Raw genomic sequence first — 16,800 nt, 5'->3', positions numbered from 1 at the left:
GCGAGCCACATCATAGGGAAAAAAAACAAGCAGGTAAATATGTATGCCTGAACAAAGCTGTTTCTTGGCTATTAAAGCAGCAGTTTTAAGTTCCAATGGCCCGATTATGTACTAACGCTACTATATGTGCTCTACAGAATAATTAATTAATTTAAGTGTTTGATTCAGCTGGAGGGGAGGGATGCGCGACTCTTGTAATGAGGTGATCCATTGCATTTGACAAACTTTCAGTTCGGGTATCGTTTTGACTTGCTGAATTTGTTGAATCAAAGGACGTGCCATTAAGCCACAATAACTACTCAATGTTTGGATCATGAGTTGTTGAATTTCTACAAATGCAAGTTTTTCTAAGCGATCAATTTCTTCATTTGTGGGATTCGCTAATTCTGCAAACTGAGTCGGATTATTTAATTCGGGCGATTTGTCATCTTCCTCATTTAAATTTATTTTTATTTCATTGGTTAGGTTTGGAGATGTGGTTTGTTCAGCCAATAATCCCATTTCGATCAATTGTTGTATAAGCTCAGTTGGTGCGAGCTTATCTTTGTGGCTTTGATTTAGTTCATGAAAGTCATCATGATCAATTAAAAGTAATAAGCGACGTTGACGTGCGGTTAAAGCGATATTACGTTGTTTTAAAGCGGTTTGTCCCAGCTCAGTTTTAAAATAGTGTGACATCTTTTCGTCTTTCCCCAATCAAGACTTTGATAGGGGGCTAAGATAAAGTTGAAAAGTGACATTTATATTAACAATTTATTAAATATCATCATTTTGCTTTAAATAAACGCAATTATTTATCTCTAGGTCTATTTTACTAACTTAGTTTCTAATGCTTTGCGCAAATAGACGTCAAGGTCATCTTGACGAAGCAACCATTGCACATAATCTGTAGGCAAATCTTGAATCGCAGTGCCTTTGTGTTTCCCAAAAGTAATTGATTTCGGAATGCGAGCTTCTTCTGATGCAATATAAAGTTGTTCGATATTTTGAATATCTAGTTGGTGGATGATATGCATCAAAATATTAGCAGTTAAAATGATATCTGCATCTGCACGATGTGCGCCTTTTAGCATTTCTCTTGCTTTATCGCTGCCTTTAGAAATTAAGTAAATTAGTGCTGAAATGTTATGTGCTTCAGCATCAGGCCAGACATGACGTGCCAAGGCAAGTGTACAGATGGGTTTTAAGTGAGATGTCTCCACACCACAACGTGCGATTGCTGCGATGTCATAATCAACATTGTGACCAATAATATAAGTTGTTTCTGTTGGAAGTTGGAATTCATTATAAAAAGGTTGATTCACCAGATCAGATTCTAAAATATGATGGACAGCCATTGCTGCAAAGGATATCGGTTGACCGATTTGGTATAACTGATCAAAAATTTTTTTCTTATCTAAACTCAGTTTGCCACTTTCAATTTCGATAGGCGCATAGGCGATTTCAATCGGCAAACCATTTAGTGTATGTGTTTCAGTATCTAAAATGATGGTTTGCATAAAAGTTGACTCAATTGAAGTTGAATAGATGCACTTATCTTACAAGAAAATGAGTTTGAATATGCGTTAGAGGGATGAATTCTTTAAGTTCCAATGCTGTTATGAGTAAATATAAATCAGGATTAAAAAAAACTTGAAAAAAAACGTGATTAAGCGTAAATCTTGTGAAGATTACATGACTTTAGAATCATGATTTCTAAAGCGAATAATGATAATGAAAATAGTTAAGGGAAAATCAGATGAAAATGAAGTTATTGACGGTTGTAATACTAAGTTCTAGCTTGTTTTTTACTGCTTGTGGCGGTGGTGATGGAAATACTAGCTATATACCAAAACCAACAATACCTGAAAATAATATTCAAGAGCCAGTGGTAGGTATACCAGAGCTTTATACAAAAACAGATTTTAGTGCAGTTGCATCAGAAAGCTTGGTGATGACCTATAAAATGCTAGGGCAGAATGGTAAAGAGACTATGGCAACCAGCTTGCTATTTGTTCCGGGTGGACCAATGCCTGCAACTGGCTGGAAAATTGTTGCATGGGCACATGGTACAACTGGGGTCGCGGATCAATGTGCACCAAGTCGTCAAGCAACTCATCCTGCTATTCAAAGTATGATTAGCCAATTTCTGGCAGCAGGTTATGTGGTGGTTGCGCCTGATTATGAGGGGCTTGGTGAACCCAGTGCTCGGGAGCTACATCCATTTTTAAATCTAAAAAGTGAAGCCTATTCGATTACTGATGCTGTTGTTGCTGCGAGAGCTTATCTATCTAGTCGTGGAAAACTCACTTCACGACAATGGATGACAGTCGGGCATTCTCAGGGTGGACATGCAGCTTTAGGAGCGGCGCAATACGCAAGTCGAGCCAAGCTTGATTACAAAGGAACTATTGCCATTGCACCAGCGTCAAACCTTGAACTCATATTAAGAAGGGGGGAAGAGTTAGTTGAGAATGCACCTATTGGACAAAAAATTGGTATGTATGCGCAATTGGATACTTACACTGCCTTGATTACCGCTGGGCTACGTAATCTCCAGCCTACGTTTAGCTACATAAATATTTTTAAATCGCCAACAGATCAAATTGCGAGTAGGGCCGAATTAGATTGTGCAGATGTGCTAGGGGGAAGGTTTGGTGATGCTATGCAAACGCATTTGCAAAGTAATGTTGATTTAACAAACTATCCTCGAACGCAAATAAATTTCATGACGATTCCATTGGTTAAAACGTTTTTAGAAAAGGATTCTCAACCAGCACAAGTAAAACTAAATCAGCCTGTAATCATTTATCAAGGTGCGAAAGATACAACTGTTCCAAAATTAGCAACAGATGCATTGGTATTGAGTGCAAGGAATAAAGGTTCGAACATTCAGTATATTACAAATGCCGAATGGGATCACGGTACAGTGTATGGTAACAATATTTTGAATATTGTGAATGATGTTAAATTGGCAATGCCAGCTAATAATTAACGAAGAGTCTAGAGAAGCCCAATTTACCTATTTAGGACATTGGGCTTCTTTAATCAGTTTTTAATAATTTGCGTTTCCCAGCCGTCATACTCTCCACTATATTGTTGAGCCAATTTCCAGAGTTGTAGAGTGCAGGCATCGATAGACTGTAGGTCTACATGATCTATTCTGGAAATTTGTAATTGGAAAGGATAATGTTCTCGATCTGCAAGATTTGTTTGATTTACTATTTCAAAACCTAAAGACTTCACTATGTTTAAAAACTTTGTACAGTCATCCTCATTTTGAAAATAAATCCAATGATCTACAGGACGGGCAACCTCAAGACTATCTCCGTGACTAAGAAGATTCTCAATGACCGCTCTATTTGAAATGGTCTGCATGATTCCTTTATCTGGATACATATAATTGAAATAGGTTGACCAATCTAAATCACTTTTTTACCTAATTGATAGTTATAATCTGGATACATTTGCATGATTTGATGAATTGTATGATCGACATCTATCTCATCATGCCCGTAGAAATAAAATGTTCTCAAATGATTATGGGTTAAGCGACCTATATAAAGGATAGGATGTTGATTTGTGAGGGCTGGAATAATTTGATCTTCTATTTCGGCTAGATGATCGAACTCTTCGCTCGAAGATAATCCATCCTCCCTAGAATGGTTCATTTGTATTTCTATCCAAACTAAGGTTGATCTCTCAGTTATTGGTGCAATTTCTGCTAAAGCTAGATTTAAAAAATAACTTGCAGGTTGTTCATCTATTTGGCACATATAAAAATTCCAATTTTCTGGAACTTCTAATATTTGTCTCTCTGGGGATTTATTGAGTGTACGATTCTTCTTCGAAAAAAAATTGTCTATGAATCCCATTTGGATATCCTTTTTTATTTGATTAATATGATACCAAGCAAGATCAGTAAAATTCACGAATAATTTAATAAATATCAATCTGTGAAACGTTCAACTTCGTGCTACAATACGCACCAATCTTTAGCACGGCTTAAAAGCCCTAATTTATAGGACCCCCGCTAATGTTTGCCAATATTTCTATTGCTGAATTTGATCCAAAATTAGCTCAAGCGATTGCTTCTGAAGGCGAACGCCAAGAAGTTCATATTGAGTTAATTGCATCTGAAAACTATTGCTCTCCTGCTGTGATGGAAGCACAAGGATCAAAACTTACTAACAAATATGCAGAAGGCTATCCTGGCAAACGCTATTATGGCGGTTGTGAATATGTTGATGTAATCGAGCAACTTGCAATTGACCGTGCAAAAGAGTTGTTTGGTGCAGACTATGCAAACGTTCAGCCACACGCTGGTTCACAAGCAAACTCTGCTGTTTACTTAGCATTACTTAACCCAGGTGATACTGTTTTAGGTATGAGCTTAGCGCATGGTGGTCACTTAACTCATGGTGCGAAAGTAAGTTTCTCTGGTAAAACGTATAATGCGATCCAGTATGGCTTAAACCCAGAAACGGGTGAAATCGATTATGAAGAAGTAGAGCGTTTAGCTTTAGAACACAAGCCACGTATGATCGTTGCTGGTTTCTCTGCTTATAGCCAAGTTGTTGATTGGCAGCGTTTCCGTGATATCGCGGATAAAGTTGGTGCTTATCTTTTTGTTGATATGGCGCATGTTGCAGGTTTAGTTGCTGCTGGTGTTTATCCGAACCCAGTTCAAATTGCTGATGTAACAACGACTACAACGCATAAGACACTTCGTGGTCCACGTTCTGGTTTAATCCTTGCAAAAGCAAATGAAGAAATCGAGAAAAAACTTCAATCAGCAGTATTCCCAGGCAACCAAGGTGGTCCTTTGATGCATGCAATTGCTGCTAAAGCAATTTGTTTCAAAGAAGCAATGTCTGAAGAGTTCAAAACTTACCAACAACAAGTTGTTAAGAATGCTCAGGCAATGGCTGAAGTGTTAATGGCTCGTGGTTATGATGTTGTTTCTGGTGGTACAGAAAACCATTTATTCTTATTATCTTTGATCAAACAAGATGTAACGGGTAAAGATGCAGATGCATGGTTAGGTGCAGCGCATATCACTGTGAACAAAAATGCAGTTCCAAATGATCCACGTTCTCCATTCGTTACTTCTGGTATCCGTATTGGTACTCCAGCAGTCACAACGCGTGGTTTTGGTGAAGCTGAAGTTCGTGAGTTGGCTGGCTGGATCGCTGATATTATCGATAGCAAAGGCGATGAAAAAGTTATCGCTGAAGTAAAAGCTAAAGTTGAAGCTGTTTGTGCAAAATTCCCAGTATATGCAAATTAATTGTTTTATTAAATAACATTCTAAGAGCACCTCAATCTTCGGTTTGAGGTGTTTTTTATTTTGCTGATTTAAATTTGGTTAAAGGATTTAATGCTGAGACTGAATCCTTTAATCGTAAAAAATTAAATGAAAGCTAACTGAGCTAAATAGGCTTCAATACCAGTTTCATATTGCTTAATTTGATTTTTATCTAAATTGGAAAATAAAGCCTTTTGATTTTCTTTCTCAACTATACGAAAGTCTTCTTCTATCCGATTGGAATAACTATGAAGCAGTTGTTGTTTTATTCGATCAGCAATTTGATATTGCATTTGTTGTACCTGTTGTTCTAATTTTGTTTTATTCTCCTTTGATTTCATGATGCCATAAACCAAACCACCTGCTGCACCAATAATCGTTACAGGTAAAGCAATCGCAGCCAAGGCAGCTCCAAACGTTACCGTTGCAGCACTTGCTCCTAATGTGGCGGCATAGGCAGAAAAAGCGATGCCACCAGTTGCAGATACAGCAGCAGCAGTTTTTGCTGTTTCCATTGCATCAATTTCTTGATGAGACATTCCATAAGATTGTAATTGATGGCTAATATATAAATTTTCTTTTTGACTAAACTCCGCAAGACGGATTTGAGATTGTTGAGTTACTGTATTAATAATATCTGTATATCCTGTTCGATATTGGTGTTGTACTTTATCATTAAGTATATGTAGATGATATTGTGTAATCTCATCTAATGAAGTCATATTTGGTTGTGATGAACGCTCTTGAGATAATATTTTAGATAAAGTATTTGGAACATTGTTACCAACGGCTTTCATCATATTTGAGACAGGTGAAGTTGATTGCTTATTTATATTATTGCGTATTTGTAATTCTAATTCAGCATCATAACTTAATTCATTACAACTTTGCTCAATCAAAATATGTATATCATCAGATAGTCTATTTTTTTCATAACGTAAATTTTCTGAAAAATCTTGCTGTTCCTGTTGTAACTTCTCTAATTTCCGAAGAGCAGATTCATGGTAGGATTTTTCTTGTCCAATTAATGAATTTAGTGAAGAGTGCACACTATCATTTTTAACTTGAGGGGCTTTTTCATTGACTTGCTCTACCAAATAATTTTTAAACTCATCAAAATAATCAGTATATTTGGAATCCTGTTTTTGTTGAAAAGCATCAAAGGCAGACACAGCAAAGAAATTTTGGAAAAATTCTTCTGAATTTCGTCTTAAATAACGGATCAATTTTTCAGGCGAATCTTCTGTTTCATCAATTTTATTAATCACTGCAATGATTGGTTTCCCCAATTTTGCCAATTCTGCAACTTGCTGCATGACATCAGTCTGGCCCAAATGATTAGCATTAAATACCCATAAAGCTAAATCAACCTCTTGCATAATATTTTGTGTGATTTCAGCATTTTGATTAGTAACAGTTGCCAATCCAGGGGAATCAGTCAACAATAATTCTTTAAATTGATGTTGATGTGTTTTTACGACAATTTTAGTGACTTTTTCAGCAAATTCTAATTGCTCCTGACTTGTACCAAAAAATGACATAATATTATTATGTTCAATAATTTGTTCTTGACCATCTTTATAAACAATGGTGGTTGAAGATTGCTCTGCATAGCCAATTTCCCAAATTGCAGCCGTTGCTTCTAAAATATTGGTTGGGGAAATTTCTTGCCCGACAAGGGCATTGATTAAAGTTGATTTTCCTGCTTTGACTTCACCAATAAGAAATACTTTTAATGTCGTATTTAAATCAGCTTTAATTGTGGATAGACGTTTTGAAATATCTTGGATTTGAATATTTAAATCGACTAAGTCAGCAACCTGTTGATTTTGACGTAAAGGAGATTGCTTTAAGACATTTTCAATTTCACAGCACTGTTGTAAACTCATATTAAATTCCGTTTAGCTAAACAATAGATGGGCGAAAGTTTCTTTTTGAAATTCAGTATTCTTGACTTCATCCAAGCTTTCAAAAATCTTAAGGACTTGTTGTACTTTGTCAGACTCAAGATGCAATGTTGCAAAAGCATGTTCAGCATCTTGCTGTAATATTGGAATTGCTTTATCAAATAAAGTATTGATAAATTTTTGATTGATATTTATACAACTACTCTCTAAATTTATTAAATTTTCTCGCATACTGTCTTTTGCTTTATCTAGTTTACTTTTACCAAATAAAAAGCCAATCAATCCAGCGGCAATGCCGATAGGACCTAGTAAAGCCATACCAATGAAGGCAGCCCCACCACCGATGAATAAGCCACCCATATCAAGTTCTGACAAATTTAGATGTTGTATATCGGCTGTGTCGTCTAGTATGTTTTCAGAATTTATATCTGAAAATTGATAATTTTTAATATACTTATATTTAGTAAAATGTTCAGTGTCGTATTTTAGGTGCTTTTCCATCGATTCAGATAGTTTTTTTATACTATTGTTATGATATTGTGATTGATAGTTCTTTAATAAATCTAGTCGAAATATATAATTTTCTATATACGAAGTATGTTGTGATGATGGCATCTCAACTAATTTTCCAGCATGTATGTTAATATTATTTTCTACAAGCCTTCGATATTCTGAAAATTTAACTTTCCATTCATTCTCAAGTTGAGTTTTTAGATTTTCTAAATCTTTATTTGCTTTTGTTAATCTATGTTGTAATTTTTTATGATCTATACTTAAACGATCTAAATAAGGTTGAAAAAAATTACTTTGATGGGTAGATATTTCACCATTGAAACCTTGAGATTTAGATTGAATACGTAAATTTATGGCATTATAATAGAAGTACTGGTTGGTGATATCACATAAACGATTATAACCACTACGTTCTAATAAAATAGGATCATCATTTTTAATAGCATCCATTGCTTGTTTGGCAGAGTAGGGAATAATATCTAGGAATTTATTGCCGAAAATATTTTTTGCAGTTTGTACAACATTATTTAATGCTTCTTGCCCGCCTTGTTGAATGATTTTATCTGAAAAATTAAGTACAGCAATGATATTATGAATCCCTTGATGTTCTGCATGGGCTTTGGTTAAAGATTTTTCTAAATATTCTAGTGCTGCTTTGGGAGTGTTTGCTGCTAGTGTTGTTGCATCAAGTATCCATAGTACGCCATCGGCTTGATGATAAAAGTCGCCAATATCTTCACCTCTTACACCATCTTCACCGTGTGTTCCTGAATTTGCTTGTGACAATCCAGGAGTATCAATTAGGGAAAATTTATTCAAAACAGTTGAATCTCTTAAATCAGTTAATGCCCAACGTACTTCACGAATAGGTGAGCGATATAAAAGTTTATCTTGTAATTCTTGACGTAAACCTGATTTTTCTTCAATATTGGTAAAATTTTTAGCTAGTTTACGATATTCCTTATCAATTAAATCTTCACTATCTTCTCGTTTTTCTTCCTCTTGAATAATTAATTTTTTTGCTTTATCTATGTCATGGTATTGTTCAGGACGGTTATCCCGAAATAAAAATTTTACAGATTTGTTATTATTTTCTTTAGCTTTAAAGAATAGATCTGTTTTCCATGTTTTTGGTAATGTAGCAACATCTGCGACATAAGAACCAACAAGAGAATTGAGCACAGAGGATTTACCAGCATTTCCTACACCAATCATATAGAGCATATAGGGTAAAGTCATCGTTTCTTGCAAGCTATTTAATTTAATGACTAATTCTGAAAAATGATTGACTTGTTCACTTAATAATGAATTATTATGAATAGATATATCCTTAAATTCTTGATAGAGATATTCTACTTTTTTAGTTGATTGCCTCAGAAATTCAGTAAATTTTTTAAGATTTTTTTCATTTTGAGTTTGAATAAGATGATCGTCAAGTTGGTTGACAATTTTTTCAAAGTGTAAAAAAGCTTGTTGAATAGACGAATGTTCAATAATGGGATTCATATCATTCCCTTATGTATAGATGAAATAAGGTAAATCATGATAATGCTAAAGAAAGTTATAAGGCCCATAATAATAAAAAGGAATAAATTCTGTTTTGTTTGTAGTTCATTTATTCTAGTTTGTAACTGTAGATTATTTTTATTTAGTTCACTAAATTTAGTTTCAGTCATATTGATATTTTTATCTAAATTTTTCTTAATATCATTTTCTATTTTTGTAGAAAGGTGCTGAGATAAATTATCAATATTTTTTTCTATAACGAATGTTTTTTTTGAAATATCAGAAATCGTTTTATTCATTTGTTGAATATGATCAGATGATTCTTGCATTTTTTGTGTAACAGTGATTATTTTACCTGCAATAGGAACAATATTTTCTTTTACGATGGCAGTTGATATATTGTCCACTAATTGAACAAAGTCTTGATACAATTCATTTTTGGGATTGTTGATGTGCATAACATACTCCGATTTATAACTAAAATAAAGAATAGCGACATTAGTCGCTAAGACAAGGAAATCCAGGAAAATAGCAGAATGGCAATCAGTATATTTCCTTATGTTCGGACAGCTAGTTGTGCTAGTGAATGATTAGTCTGTTCAGGATGAACCAACGCTTGATATTGCTCTAATGCTTGATTCATTCGAGCAATACGATTTTTCATTTCTTTATGAAAAAACTTACTGGATTCACGCAAACTCACCCAACCGGCTTGAGCTTGGTAAAATTCACTGTCTTTGAGTTGATGATTCAACCAATCAGCTAAATCCTGTGTTCTTTGCAAACTTTCATTTTGAATTGCCATAAATTGAGCATAGATTGGCTGTTCCGAAAAATGCATTTCACGCTGTAACGGTGCAATAAATCGCTGTTTAAAATCCTGCATTTGTTGTTTTTCTTGTTGAATACGAGCTTTAACCACATTGGCATTAAACCAACGAGCAAAGGCAATAAGCTCTTTGACCACAACATCACGTTGCTGACAGATATCTTCACGTAATAAAGCATCTGCACCCGTACCACCTGCAACCCCACCCAGATACGCACCGACACCAGCTCCAACAATCGTTCCGACTGGGCCGACGATACTACCAATAGTGGCCCCGATTATTTTCCCTGTGCCTGCCCCTGCAGTACGTAATACCACTTCTTTTGTGATATTTTTACCGTATTGTTGAATATTTACCCGACCATACGAAAAATCGCCATAATTCCGATGAGCTGCAAAAGCAATTGCGAGTATGGGGATCGCAAGCAGACCCTCCATTGCTCCAAAATTATCTAAATGCTGTAACGATTGCTGGGTAGTATTTTGGACTTCGCTATAACTTAAATTTGGGTCGATCATCACTAAAGGATGGTTGCCTAATTGATCCGCCAGTTCGTTATTGGTAATCACAGGAATATCAGGATATTTTTCAAAATGTTGTAAGACATAATTGGCATCCATTGAACATTTCACCTGCATCGGCACACCATCAACCAACAAATCCCATCCGATTTGATTTGCCGTGTCAGGCATCGAAACCGAATGACCCTCACGCACCAAATTCATTGCAACTTGCTGTTCGGCGACATAACCTATCAATCGGGTGGTTGCTCCGACTGATTGCAAAGTCTGCTCGCCAATATTCTGTATATCTCCAAACGCATCAGGTGAACCACTGGATGCAAATGTAATCGCATCTAATATCGTTGGGTCGATTTGGCTATATGTCCATAATGACCCTGCGGTTAAACCCATTGCCGTAATAGCCGCTTCATGTTGCGGTAGTTTTGGTTTTAACAGTTGAGTAATTTCATGATTTAATTGACGATTAGTATTAAGACTTTTTTCAATCTCCAAGCCTGTTAATAATACAGGGGCAGAATCAATTACATCCTTGCTATAAGGTAACGTCGATTCACGCCCACCCAACTTTTTACCGAGATTCTCACCAAATAAACGAATTCCACGGCCCAAACTAGTTAAAGAACCTGTCGATTTTGATCGACCTTGTTTCAATGAATAAGTTAAAATCAATTCTTTTACTTGTTGAGTAAGTCGTTCAAATTCAGCATTCCAAATTTTATGCTCATTGATAGCAAGTAATACATTAAAGGCGTATTCCGCATCGGAAATATTTGGACTGTATTGTTTTTGGCGAGCCAATAAAGTGTGTAATAATCCTAATAATGCAGTTTGATAACATTCAAGATTCGGGCTGTGCGTATGTAGCAAATTTAGATAAGATGACAAAGCATCATCATATTTTTGTTGTTGAAAATAAAAATTTGATAACATTAAGATATTATCAAAACAAGGGGCAATATTGGCGATATGCTGTAATAAATGTAGATGATAAATAGACGTTGGACGTTGTGATATTTTTCTGGCAATTTCAATTAGTTGTTTTTGCTTTAAAGAGTGATGTTGTAGTTTATACATCATCCATTGTTCATACCAATGTTGTTGTTGTTCTAATTGATAAATATATAAATCTTGCTCCAAAGTGCTTATGAGCCAGTCAATCAGGATAAGATAAAATGTTGATTGTGACGCATCAAAGACCCAGCCTGAAAATTTACGTAAAGCTATTTTTTTTTGTGAATCAGTCCATTGTGAGTTAATTTGTTCAGTGGTTAGTAATAAGAAAGCGTCTAAGGTGCTTAATTTGGGGTATTGTTGTATAGCCTGAAAACGAGATTGTAATAAATCAAATTTCAACACAACAGTGACTCCATGTCAGAAAAAAATAATAAGTTTTTAATGTAAATTTTTAGAAAGAAGTCGTGAGTGCTGAACTTTACTGCATAATTTTATTAGAATTGCTTCTCATAGCTATGCCCACTCTTAGACCGATATTATAAATATAAATCATACGATTTATTATATCAATAACCATTGAAAAAATAAGGTGTTATCTATCTTAAGTTTATTTTTTAGTTATTTGTGTGAGCATTTGAACCTCTATAGTTCTTTTATAGTATAGGCGTGAGATATTCGATACATTGTAATTGTTGCACATAATACATGGACAAAAATAAAGCACCCGAAGGTGCTTTATTTGAATCAATGGCGACGATGTTTTTTCTTTTTCCACTTTTTCTTTTGGTTTTGGCGGCTATCATAATAGCGATCTTGTCCAACTTGACGGCCCAAGGCAGCACCGCCAGCGGCGCCAGCAGCAGCACCGATATAACCACCTGTGGTTCCACCGACATTTTTACCTACAGCATATCCACCAACACCACCTAAACCGCCACCAATTGCAGCTTCGGTACGAGTACGTTTGCTACTTGCCGCAGCAGCGCCACCAGCACCACCTACAGCAGAACCGATCAAAGCGCCATTATGACCGCCAATTTCTTTACCAATTGCAGTACCCACAACACTACCCAGCGCAGATGTAGCAGCAACACGTGTTGCATTATCAGCATAAGTTGTCGTTGCTACAGTTGAGCTCGCTAAGATCGCACCCAATAATAAAATATTTGCTTTCATCATGACTCCATGTCCATCATCAATTGGACATCATTTCTAATGGCTGCAAATGTAACAAGGTTTGAGTGATAAATTGTGAAGACTATCGACCGTATTATTACGGTTTGGTGAATGGGTTGTAATCTTATGTTACGCTCAGCTCAAAATTAAGCCTTACTTCATAACTTAACAATAAATCTGATCTGTTATTTCAGTAGACGGAATGATTTATCGTTATCTAAGCAGCATAATTTGTGATGAAATGGTGCTGTAATAGTAAGTTAGCCAGTTTCTCTATGTCTTTTGATTCTTAGAATCTGTAAACTATGCGCAATTTTTTGATTTTACTCGTGCTCTTTTTTTGATGTGCACAGAGTCTTTAGATTTGAGATATTCCACCCATGAAAGCATCACTCCGTTTAAGACTAGATCAACTGTGTGATCGTCACGAAGAGCTGACTGCATTGCTCGCTGATGTAGAAGTAATTTCGGACAATAAACGATTTCGTAAACTGTCCCGTGAACATAATGATTTAACTGAAATCACCGAAGTTTGGGGTAAATATCGTCAAGCAGAAGAAGATATTGAAACTGCTGAAATGATGAAATCAGATCCAGATTTCAAAGATATGGCAGAGGAAGAAATTAAAGAAAATAAAGCACTATTAGTTGAGCTTGAAGATCAATTGAATGTGTTGATGATTCCTAAAGATCCAAATGATGCAAATGCTGCTTATCTTGAGATTCGTGCAGGAACAGGTGGTGATGAAGCAGCAATTTTCTCTGGCGATTTATTCCGAATGTATAGTAAATATGCGGAGACACAAGGCTGGCGTATTGAAGTGCTTTCAGAAAATGAAGGTGAACATGGCGGTTATAAAGAAGTCATTTGCCGGATAGATGGTGAAGGCGTATATGGTCGCTTGAAATTTGAAAGTGGCGCACATCGTGTACAACGTGTGCCTGCGACAGAGTCTCAAGGTCGTGTACATACTTCAGCATGTACCGTTGCCATTCTTCCCGAAGTTGATGTGGATACAACCGTAGAAATTAATCCAGCAGATTTACGTATCGATACTTATCGTGCTTCAGGTGCAGGTGGTCAGCACATTAACAAAACAGATTCGGCAGTACGTATTACTCATATTCCATCAGGGGTCGTGGTGGAATGTCAGGAAGAACGTTCACAGCATAAAAACAAAGCCAAAGCGATGGCTCTGTTAGTGTCGAGATTAGAAAATGCCAAACGCGCAGCTGCTGATGCTGCAACTTCGGAAATGCGCCGTGATTTGGTTGGTTCTGGTGATCGTTCTGAGCGTATTCGTACTTATAACTATCCGCAGGGTCGTATGACTGATCATCGTATCAATCTGACTTTATATAAGTTAGATGCAATTATGGAAGGTGATTTAACGGAATTGCTGGATAGCTTACATCGTGAATATCAAGCCGATCAGTTAGCAATGCTTGCACAGGAAAATGGCGGCTAATGAATATCGCTCAGGCATTAGAAATCAAAGGTGAAATCGATAGCTATGAGCGTCAAGAAGCTGCATGGTTGCTTGAACACATTTTAGGTGTTAATTCTTTGGAGTTAAAACTAAGACTTGAGCAAGAGTTAACTGAGATCCAAGAGCAAGCTTATCTAGATGGGCTTGCACGCATTGAGCAAGGCGAACCACTGGCTTATGTCACGGGTTCACAGCCGTTTTGGACGCTCGATTTAAAAGTTACACACGATACTTTAGTGCCACGTCCAGATACAGAGATCCTCGTTGAAACGGTGTTAAAGCTATCACTAGATCCGCAGGCTAATATTGTTGATTTAGGCACAGGGACGGGTGCAATTGCTCTGGCATTGGCAAGTGAGCGTCCACAATGGTCTGTGACAGCAACTGATATTTACCAACCAACCTTGGAGGTTGCTCAGGAAAATGCGTTAAAGCATGGCTTATCTCAGGTGAAGTTTGCCTGTGGCGCTTGGTTTGAGGCTTTGGTGGAACAACAGCAATTCGATTTGATTGTGTCTAATCCGCCTTACATCGATCCTGATGATGTACATATGCAAAAGCTAAAATCTGAGCCTGAACGAGCTTTGATTGCAGCCAATCATGGTTTGGCGGATATTGAAATAATCATTGCACAAGGTAAAGCTTGGTTGAAAGCAAAAGGCTGGATTGCACTCGAACATGGTTATGACCAAGGACGAGCCGTACGTGAAATTTTTGAGCTGCACGGTTTTGAACAAATCCAGACCATCAAGGATTATGGTAGCAATGATCGTGTGAGTTTGGCACAAAAAGCAGGCTAATTATTACTTTGGGTAGAATGCTTTACAACTTGTGCCAATTCAGTATTACCTTGTTGTTCTAAGCCTTCTACTATTCCGATCGCATCGATCGGATCACGATTTTGGCTCATTTTAAACTGGCCGACCATCTCAGATACTTGAATTTCAACAGCCACAATGTGTCGTAACTCTTCCGCGATATATTCGCTTGGCGCATCTGACATTTTCCATGGTTTGTCCTGTTTGGCTTCATGTGTTCGAGTTAGGCGTGCCAAGATTCCACGTAATACTTTTTCATCCTGAGAGAAATAAATTTTTCCTTTGACGTGAACGACTTGATAATTCCAAGTTGGTACATGCTGATGATGTTGCTGTTTGGATGGATACCAATTGGGGCTGATATATCCTTGTTGGCCTTGGAAGATCACAAGAACTTCAGCACTATTGTCTATTTGTGTATGGAGTGGGTTGTTTTTGGCGATATGAGCAACTAAAGTCGCATTTTGTTCATCATTAACTAGCAACTCAATAGGTAAATGCATAGCATCTAGCCCTGCATTATTCTGAGTGATGAGAGTCGCAAAAGGATATTGGCGAATTAAATCATGTAAAACATCTTGACGCGTTTCTTTAAATATTTGAGGGATGTACATGAGTCAACTCCATTCACTAGCCTAAATGATGTAGGCGATTCTGTTTGTTCGGTGCAGATTTTCGATAACTTCCTGGACTCACGCCACTCCATTTTTTAAAAGCACGATGGAAAGCACTAGGATCATGGAAATTAAGATCATCACTAATACTTTGGATAGAGTCGTTGGTCTTGCTTAGTCTCTCAATCGCAATATCACAACGAATATCATTTTTAAGTTGTTGGTAACTTACACCTTCATGTTTCAATCGTCTTTGAATCGTCGCTGTAGACATATTTAATTGTTGTGCAATGTCTTTCAGTTCGGCCCATTCTGATGGTGGTTGCAACAGCAGTTGACGACGAATTTGAAGACTAAGCGAATTTTCATTTTTAAAACGTACAATTAAGTTATAGGGTGTATGTCTTAGAAAATCATTTAACGCTTGTTTGTCTTTTTTAATTTTATGCTTGAGATAATGGGCATCGAATTCAATACAGTTTTGCGTTGCATGAAACTGGATGTTTTCACAAAAACGAATCCGATAATCTTGTATTTCAACAGGTTGATGGCATTTGAAAGACATCTTTAGAAATGCAATTCGTTGGTCGCTTAACCAACACATTAAGCTATGTACTAACATCAAGAAAGTTGAATAGGTGAACATACGTTTCGGCTGATCACGGTCATGCAGAATTAAATAGGCTTTGCTACCATTTTGAACCAACTCACCATGAATATCATCAAGAATTAAACTTAGGAATTTTAGAATTTCTCGAATAGCTTGTTCTAGTGTATCTGCTTCAAATGCAAGTTTTGCCAATAGCTTGTAACTGCCACGACGCATCGGGTGGGAGTCCATGCCAAGAAACTCATCATTCATACTTTCAGCAAGCTCTACCCAAAGTTGAGCACATTGGGTAACGGGAATACGTGCTTTGGCAGAAGTTAATAGCTCAGCTGAAATACCGGCCCGATTCGCAATATTGACAATATTTAAACCACGACTTGCGGCAACACTCAATGCTTCACGTATTAAAGCATTTGAAATTGTATCTTTGGCAGAGTTAAGGTCAGGTGGGGGATTTTTGCTCATACACGCATGTAATACAGGAGAGTAAATAGTTGAATGCTCAAAAGTTGCATTAAATTTGCTACTTTTTGGAATTGTATCGAAAAAAAGTTGAGATTACTCTCAGTTA

The 16,800-nt window shown here is 36.6% G+C and carries 13 protein-coding genes and 1 pseudogene; 4 read left to right on the top strand and 10 right to left on the bottom strand.

Annotated features, from left to right (window positions below; translation table 11 throughout):
• Positions 1-120: 120 nt before the first annotated feature.
• Both DS737_RS09680 and DS737_RS09675 read right to left on the bottom strand, forming a co-directional pair.
• Positions 121-678: a hypothetical protein gene (locus DS737_RS09680; RefSeq protein WP_113997409.1), complete on the bottom strand. Its 558-nt coding sequence runs from the start codon at positions 676-678 to the stop codon at positions 121-123.
• Positions 679-806: 128 nt separating this feature from the next.
• Positions 807-1,499 (bottom strand): 3'-5' exonuclease, encoded by a 693-nt coding sequence (locus tag DS737_RS09675; RefSeq protein WP_113997408.1) that lies wholly within the window; start codon positions 1,497-1,499, stop codon positions 807-809.
• A 239-nt stretch (positions 1,500-1,738) separates the two neighbouring features.
• Between DS737_RS09675 and DS737_RS09670 the strand changes: the two genes are divergently transcribed.
• Complete coding sequence (locus DS737_RS09670; protein WP_113997407.1) at positions 1,739-2,974, top strand: alpha/beta hydrolase; 1,236 nt, start codon at positions 1,739-1,741, stop codon at positions 2,972-2,974.
• A gap of 53 nt (positions 2,975-3,027) precedes the next feature.
• Here DS737_RS09670 and DS737_RS09665 read toward each other — a convergent pair.
• Positions 3,028-3,854, bottom strand: a pseudogene (locus DS737_RS09665) (DUF695 domain-containing protein).
• Positions 3,855-4,015: 161 nt separating this feature from the next.
• On the opposite strand from DS737_RS09665, the gene glyA reads away from it, so the two are divergent.
• Positions 4,016-5,269, top strand: a complete 1,254-nt coding sequence (gene glyA, locus DS737_RS09660) for a serine hydroxymethyltransferase (RefSeq protein WP_113997406.1) — start codon at positions 4,016-4,018, stop codon at positions 5,267-5,269.
• A gap of 122 nt (positions 5,270-5,391) precedes the next feature.
• Here the strand turns inward: glyA and DS737_RS09655 are convergent, their stop codons facing one another.
• The 5 genes from DS737_RS09655 to DS737_RS09635 all read right to left on the bottom strand — a co-directional run bounded on the left by DS737_RS09655 (position 5,392) and on the right by DS737_RS09635 (position 12,697).
• Positions 5,392-7,176: a dynamin family protein gene (locus tag DS737_RS09655; protein WP_113997405.1), complete on the bottom strand. Its 1,785-nt coding sequence runs from the start codon at positions 7,174-7,176 to the stop codon at positions 5,392-5,394.
• Positions 7,177-7,188: 12 nt separating this feature from the next.
• Positions 7,189-9,213, bottom strand: a complete 2,025-nt coding sequence (locus DS737_RS09650; protein WP_113997404.1) for a dynamin family protein — start codon at positions 9,211-9,213, stop codon at positions 7,189-7,191.
• A complete protein-coding gene (locus DS737_RS09645; RefSeq protein WP_113997403.1) occupies positions 9,210-9,671 on the bottom strand; it encodes a hypothetical protein in 462 nt (153 codons plus the stop codon). The genes DS737_RS09650 and DS737_RS09645 overlap by 4 nt, the downstream gene beginning before the upstream one ends.
• 98 nt (positions 9,672-9,769) lie before the next feature.
• Complete coding sequence (locus DS737_RS09640) at positions 9,770-11,923, bottom strand: hypothetical protein (RefSeq protein ID WP_113997402.1); 2,154 nt, start codon at positions 11,921-11,923, stop codon at positions 9,770-9,772.
• Positions 11,924-12,265: 342 nt separating this feature from the next.
• Positions 12,266-12,697, bottom strand: coding sequence for a hypothetical protein (locus DS737_RS09635; RefSeq protein WP_042874246.1), 432 nt, complete (start codon positions 12,695-12,697; stop codon positions 12,266-12,268).
• A gap of 380 nt (positions 12,698-13,077) precedes the next feature.
• On the opposite strand from DS737_RS09635, the gene prfA reads away from it, so the two are divergent.
• A complete protein-coding gene (gene prfA, locus DS737_RS09630) occupies positions 13,078-14,166 on the top strand; it encodes a peptide chain release factor 1 (RefSeq protein WP_109440294.1) in 1,089 nt (362 codons plus the stop codon).
• On the top strand, positions 14,166-14,987 hold the full coding sequence (gene prmC, locus DS737_RS09625) for a peptide chain release factor N(5)-glutamine methyltransferase (RefSeq protein ID WP_113997401.1): 822 nt from the start codon (positions 14,166-14,168) through the stop codon (positions 14,985-14,987). The genes prfA and prmC overlap by 1 nt, the downstream gene beginning before the upstream one ends.
• Here the strand turns inward: prmC and DS737_RS09620 are convergent.
• Together DS737_RS09620 and DS737_RS09615 are read right to left on the bottom strand one after the other, a co-directional pair.
• The gene (locus DS737_RS09620) at positions 14,984-15,619 is read right to left on the bottom strand and encodes an FMN-binding negative transcriptional regulator (RefSeq protein ID WP_113997400.1); all 636 of its coding nucleotides are present in this window, start codon (positions 15,617-15,619) and stop codon (positions 14,984-14,986) included. The two genes, prmC and DS737_RS09620, sit on opposite strands and share 4 nt — an antisense overlap.
• A gap of 16 nt (positions 15,620-15,635) precedes the next feature.
• Positions 15,636-16,694: an AraC family transcriptional regulator gene (locus tag DS737_RS09615; RefSeq protein WP_113997399.1), complete on the bottom strand. Its 1,059-nt coding sequence runs from the start codon at positions 16,692-16,694 to the stop codon at positions 15,636-15,638.
• Positions 16,695-16,800: the final 106 nt, after the last annotated feature.

The sequence above is a fragment of the Acinetobacter haemolyticus genome (assembly GCF_003323815.1).
Classification (GTDB): domain Bacteria; phylum Pseudomonadota; class Gammaproteobacteria; order Pseudomonadales; family Moraxellaceae; genus Acinetobacter; species Acinetobacter haemolyticus.
The sequence above is the reverse complement of the archived record's forward strand: the minus strand, read 5'-3'. Positions and strand labels throughout refer to the sequence as shown.

Bases quoted from the DNA above. Each gene is read 5' to 3' on its own strand.
- DS737_RS09680 (WP_113997409.1), bottom strand. From the start codon at position 678: ATGTCACACTATTTTAAAACTGAGCTGGGACAAACCGCTTTAAAACAA.
- DS737_RS09675 (WP_113997408.1), bottom strand. From the start codon at position 1,499: ATGCAAACCATCATTTTAGATACTGAAACACATACACTAAATGGTTTG.
- DS737_RS09670 (WP_113997407.1), top strand. From the start codon at position 1,739: ATGAAAATGAAGTTATTGACGGTTGTAATACTAAGTTCTAGCTTGTTT.
- glyA (WP_113997406.1), top strand. From the start codon at position 4,016: ATGTTTGCCAATATTTCTATTGCTGAATTTGATCCAAAATTAGCTCAA.
- DS737_RS09655 (WP_113997405.1), bottom strand. From the start codon at position 7,176: ATGAGTTTACAACAGTGCTGTGAAATTGAAAATGTCTTAAAGCAATCT.
- DS737_RS09650 (WP_113997404.1), bottom strand. From the start codon at position 9,213: ATGAATCCCATTATTGAACATTCGTCTATTCAACAAGCTTTTTTACAC.
- DS737_RS09645 (WP_113997403.1), bottom strand. From the start codon at position 9,671: ATGCACATCAACAATCCCAAAAATGAATTGTATCAAGACTTTGTTCAA.
- DS737_RS09635 (WP_042874246.1), bottom strand. From the start codon at position 12,697: ATGAAAGCAAATATTTTATTATTGGGTGCGATCTTAGCGAGCTCAACT.
- prfA (WP_109440294.1), top strand. From the start codon at position 13,078: ATGAAAGCATCACTCCGTTTAAGACTAGATCAACTGTGTGATCGTCAC.
- prmC (WP_113997401.1), top strand. From the start codon at position 14,166: ATGAATATCGCTCAGGCATTAGAAATCAAAGGTGAAATCGATAGCTAT.
- DS737_RS09620 (WP_113997400.1), bottom strand. From the start codon at position 15,619: ATGTACATCCCTCAAATATTTAAAGAAACGCGTCAAGATGTTTTACAT.
- DS737_RS09615 (WP_113997399.1), bottom strand. From the start codon at position 16,694: ATGAGCAAAAATCCCCCACCTGACCTTAACTCTGCCAAAGATACAATT.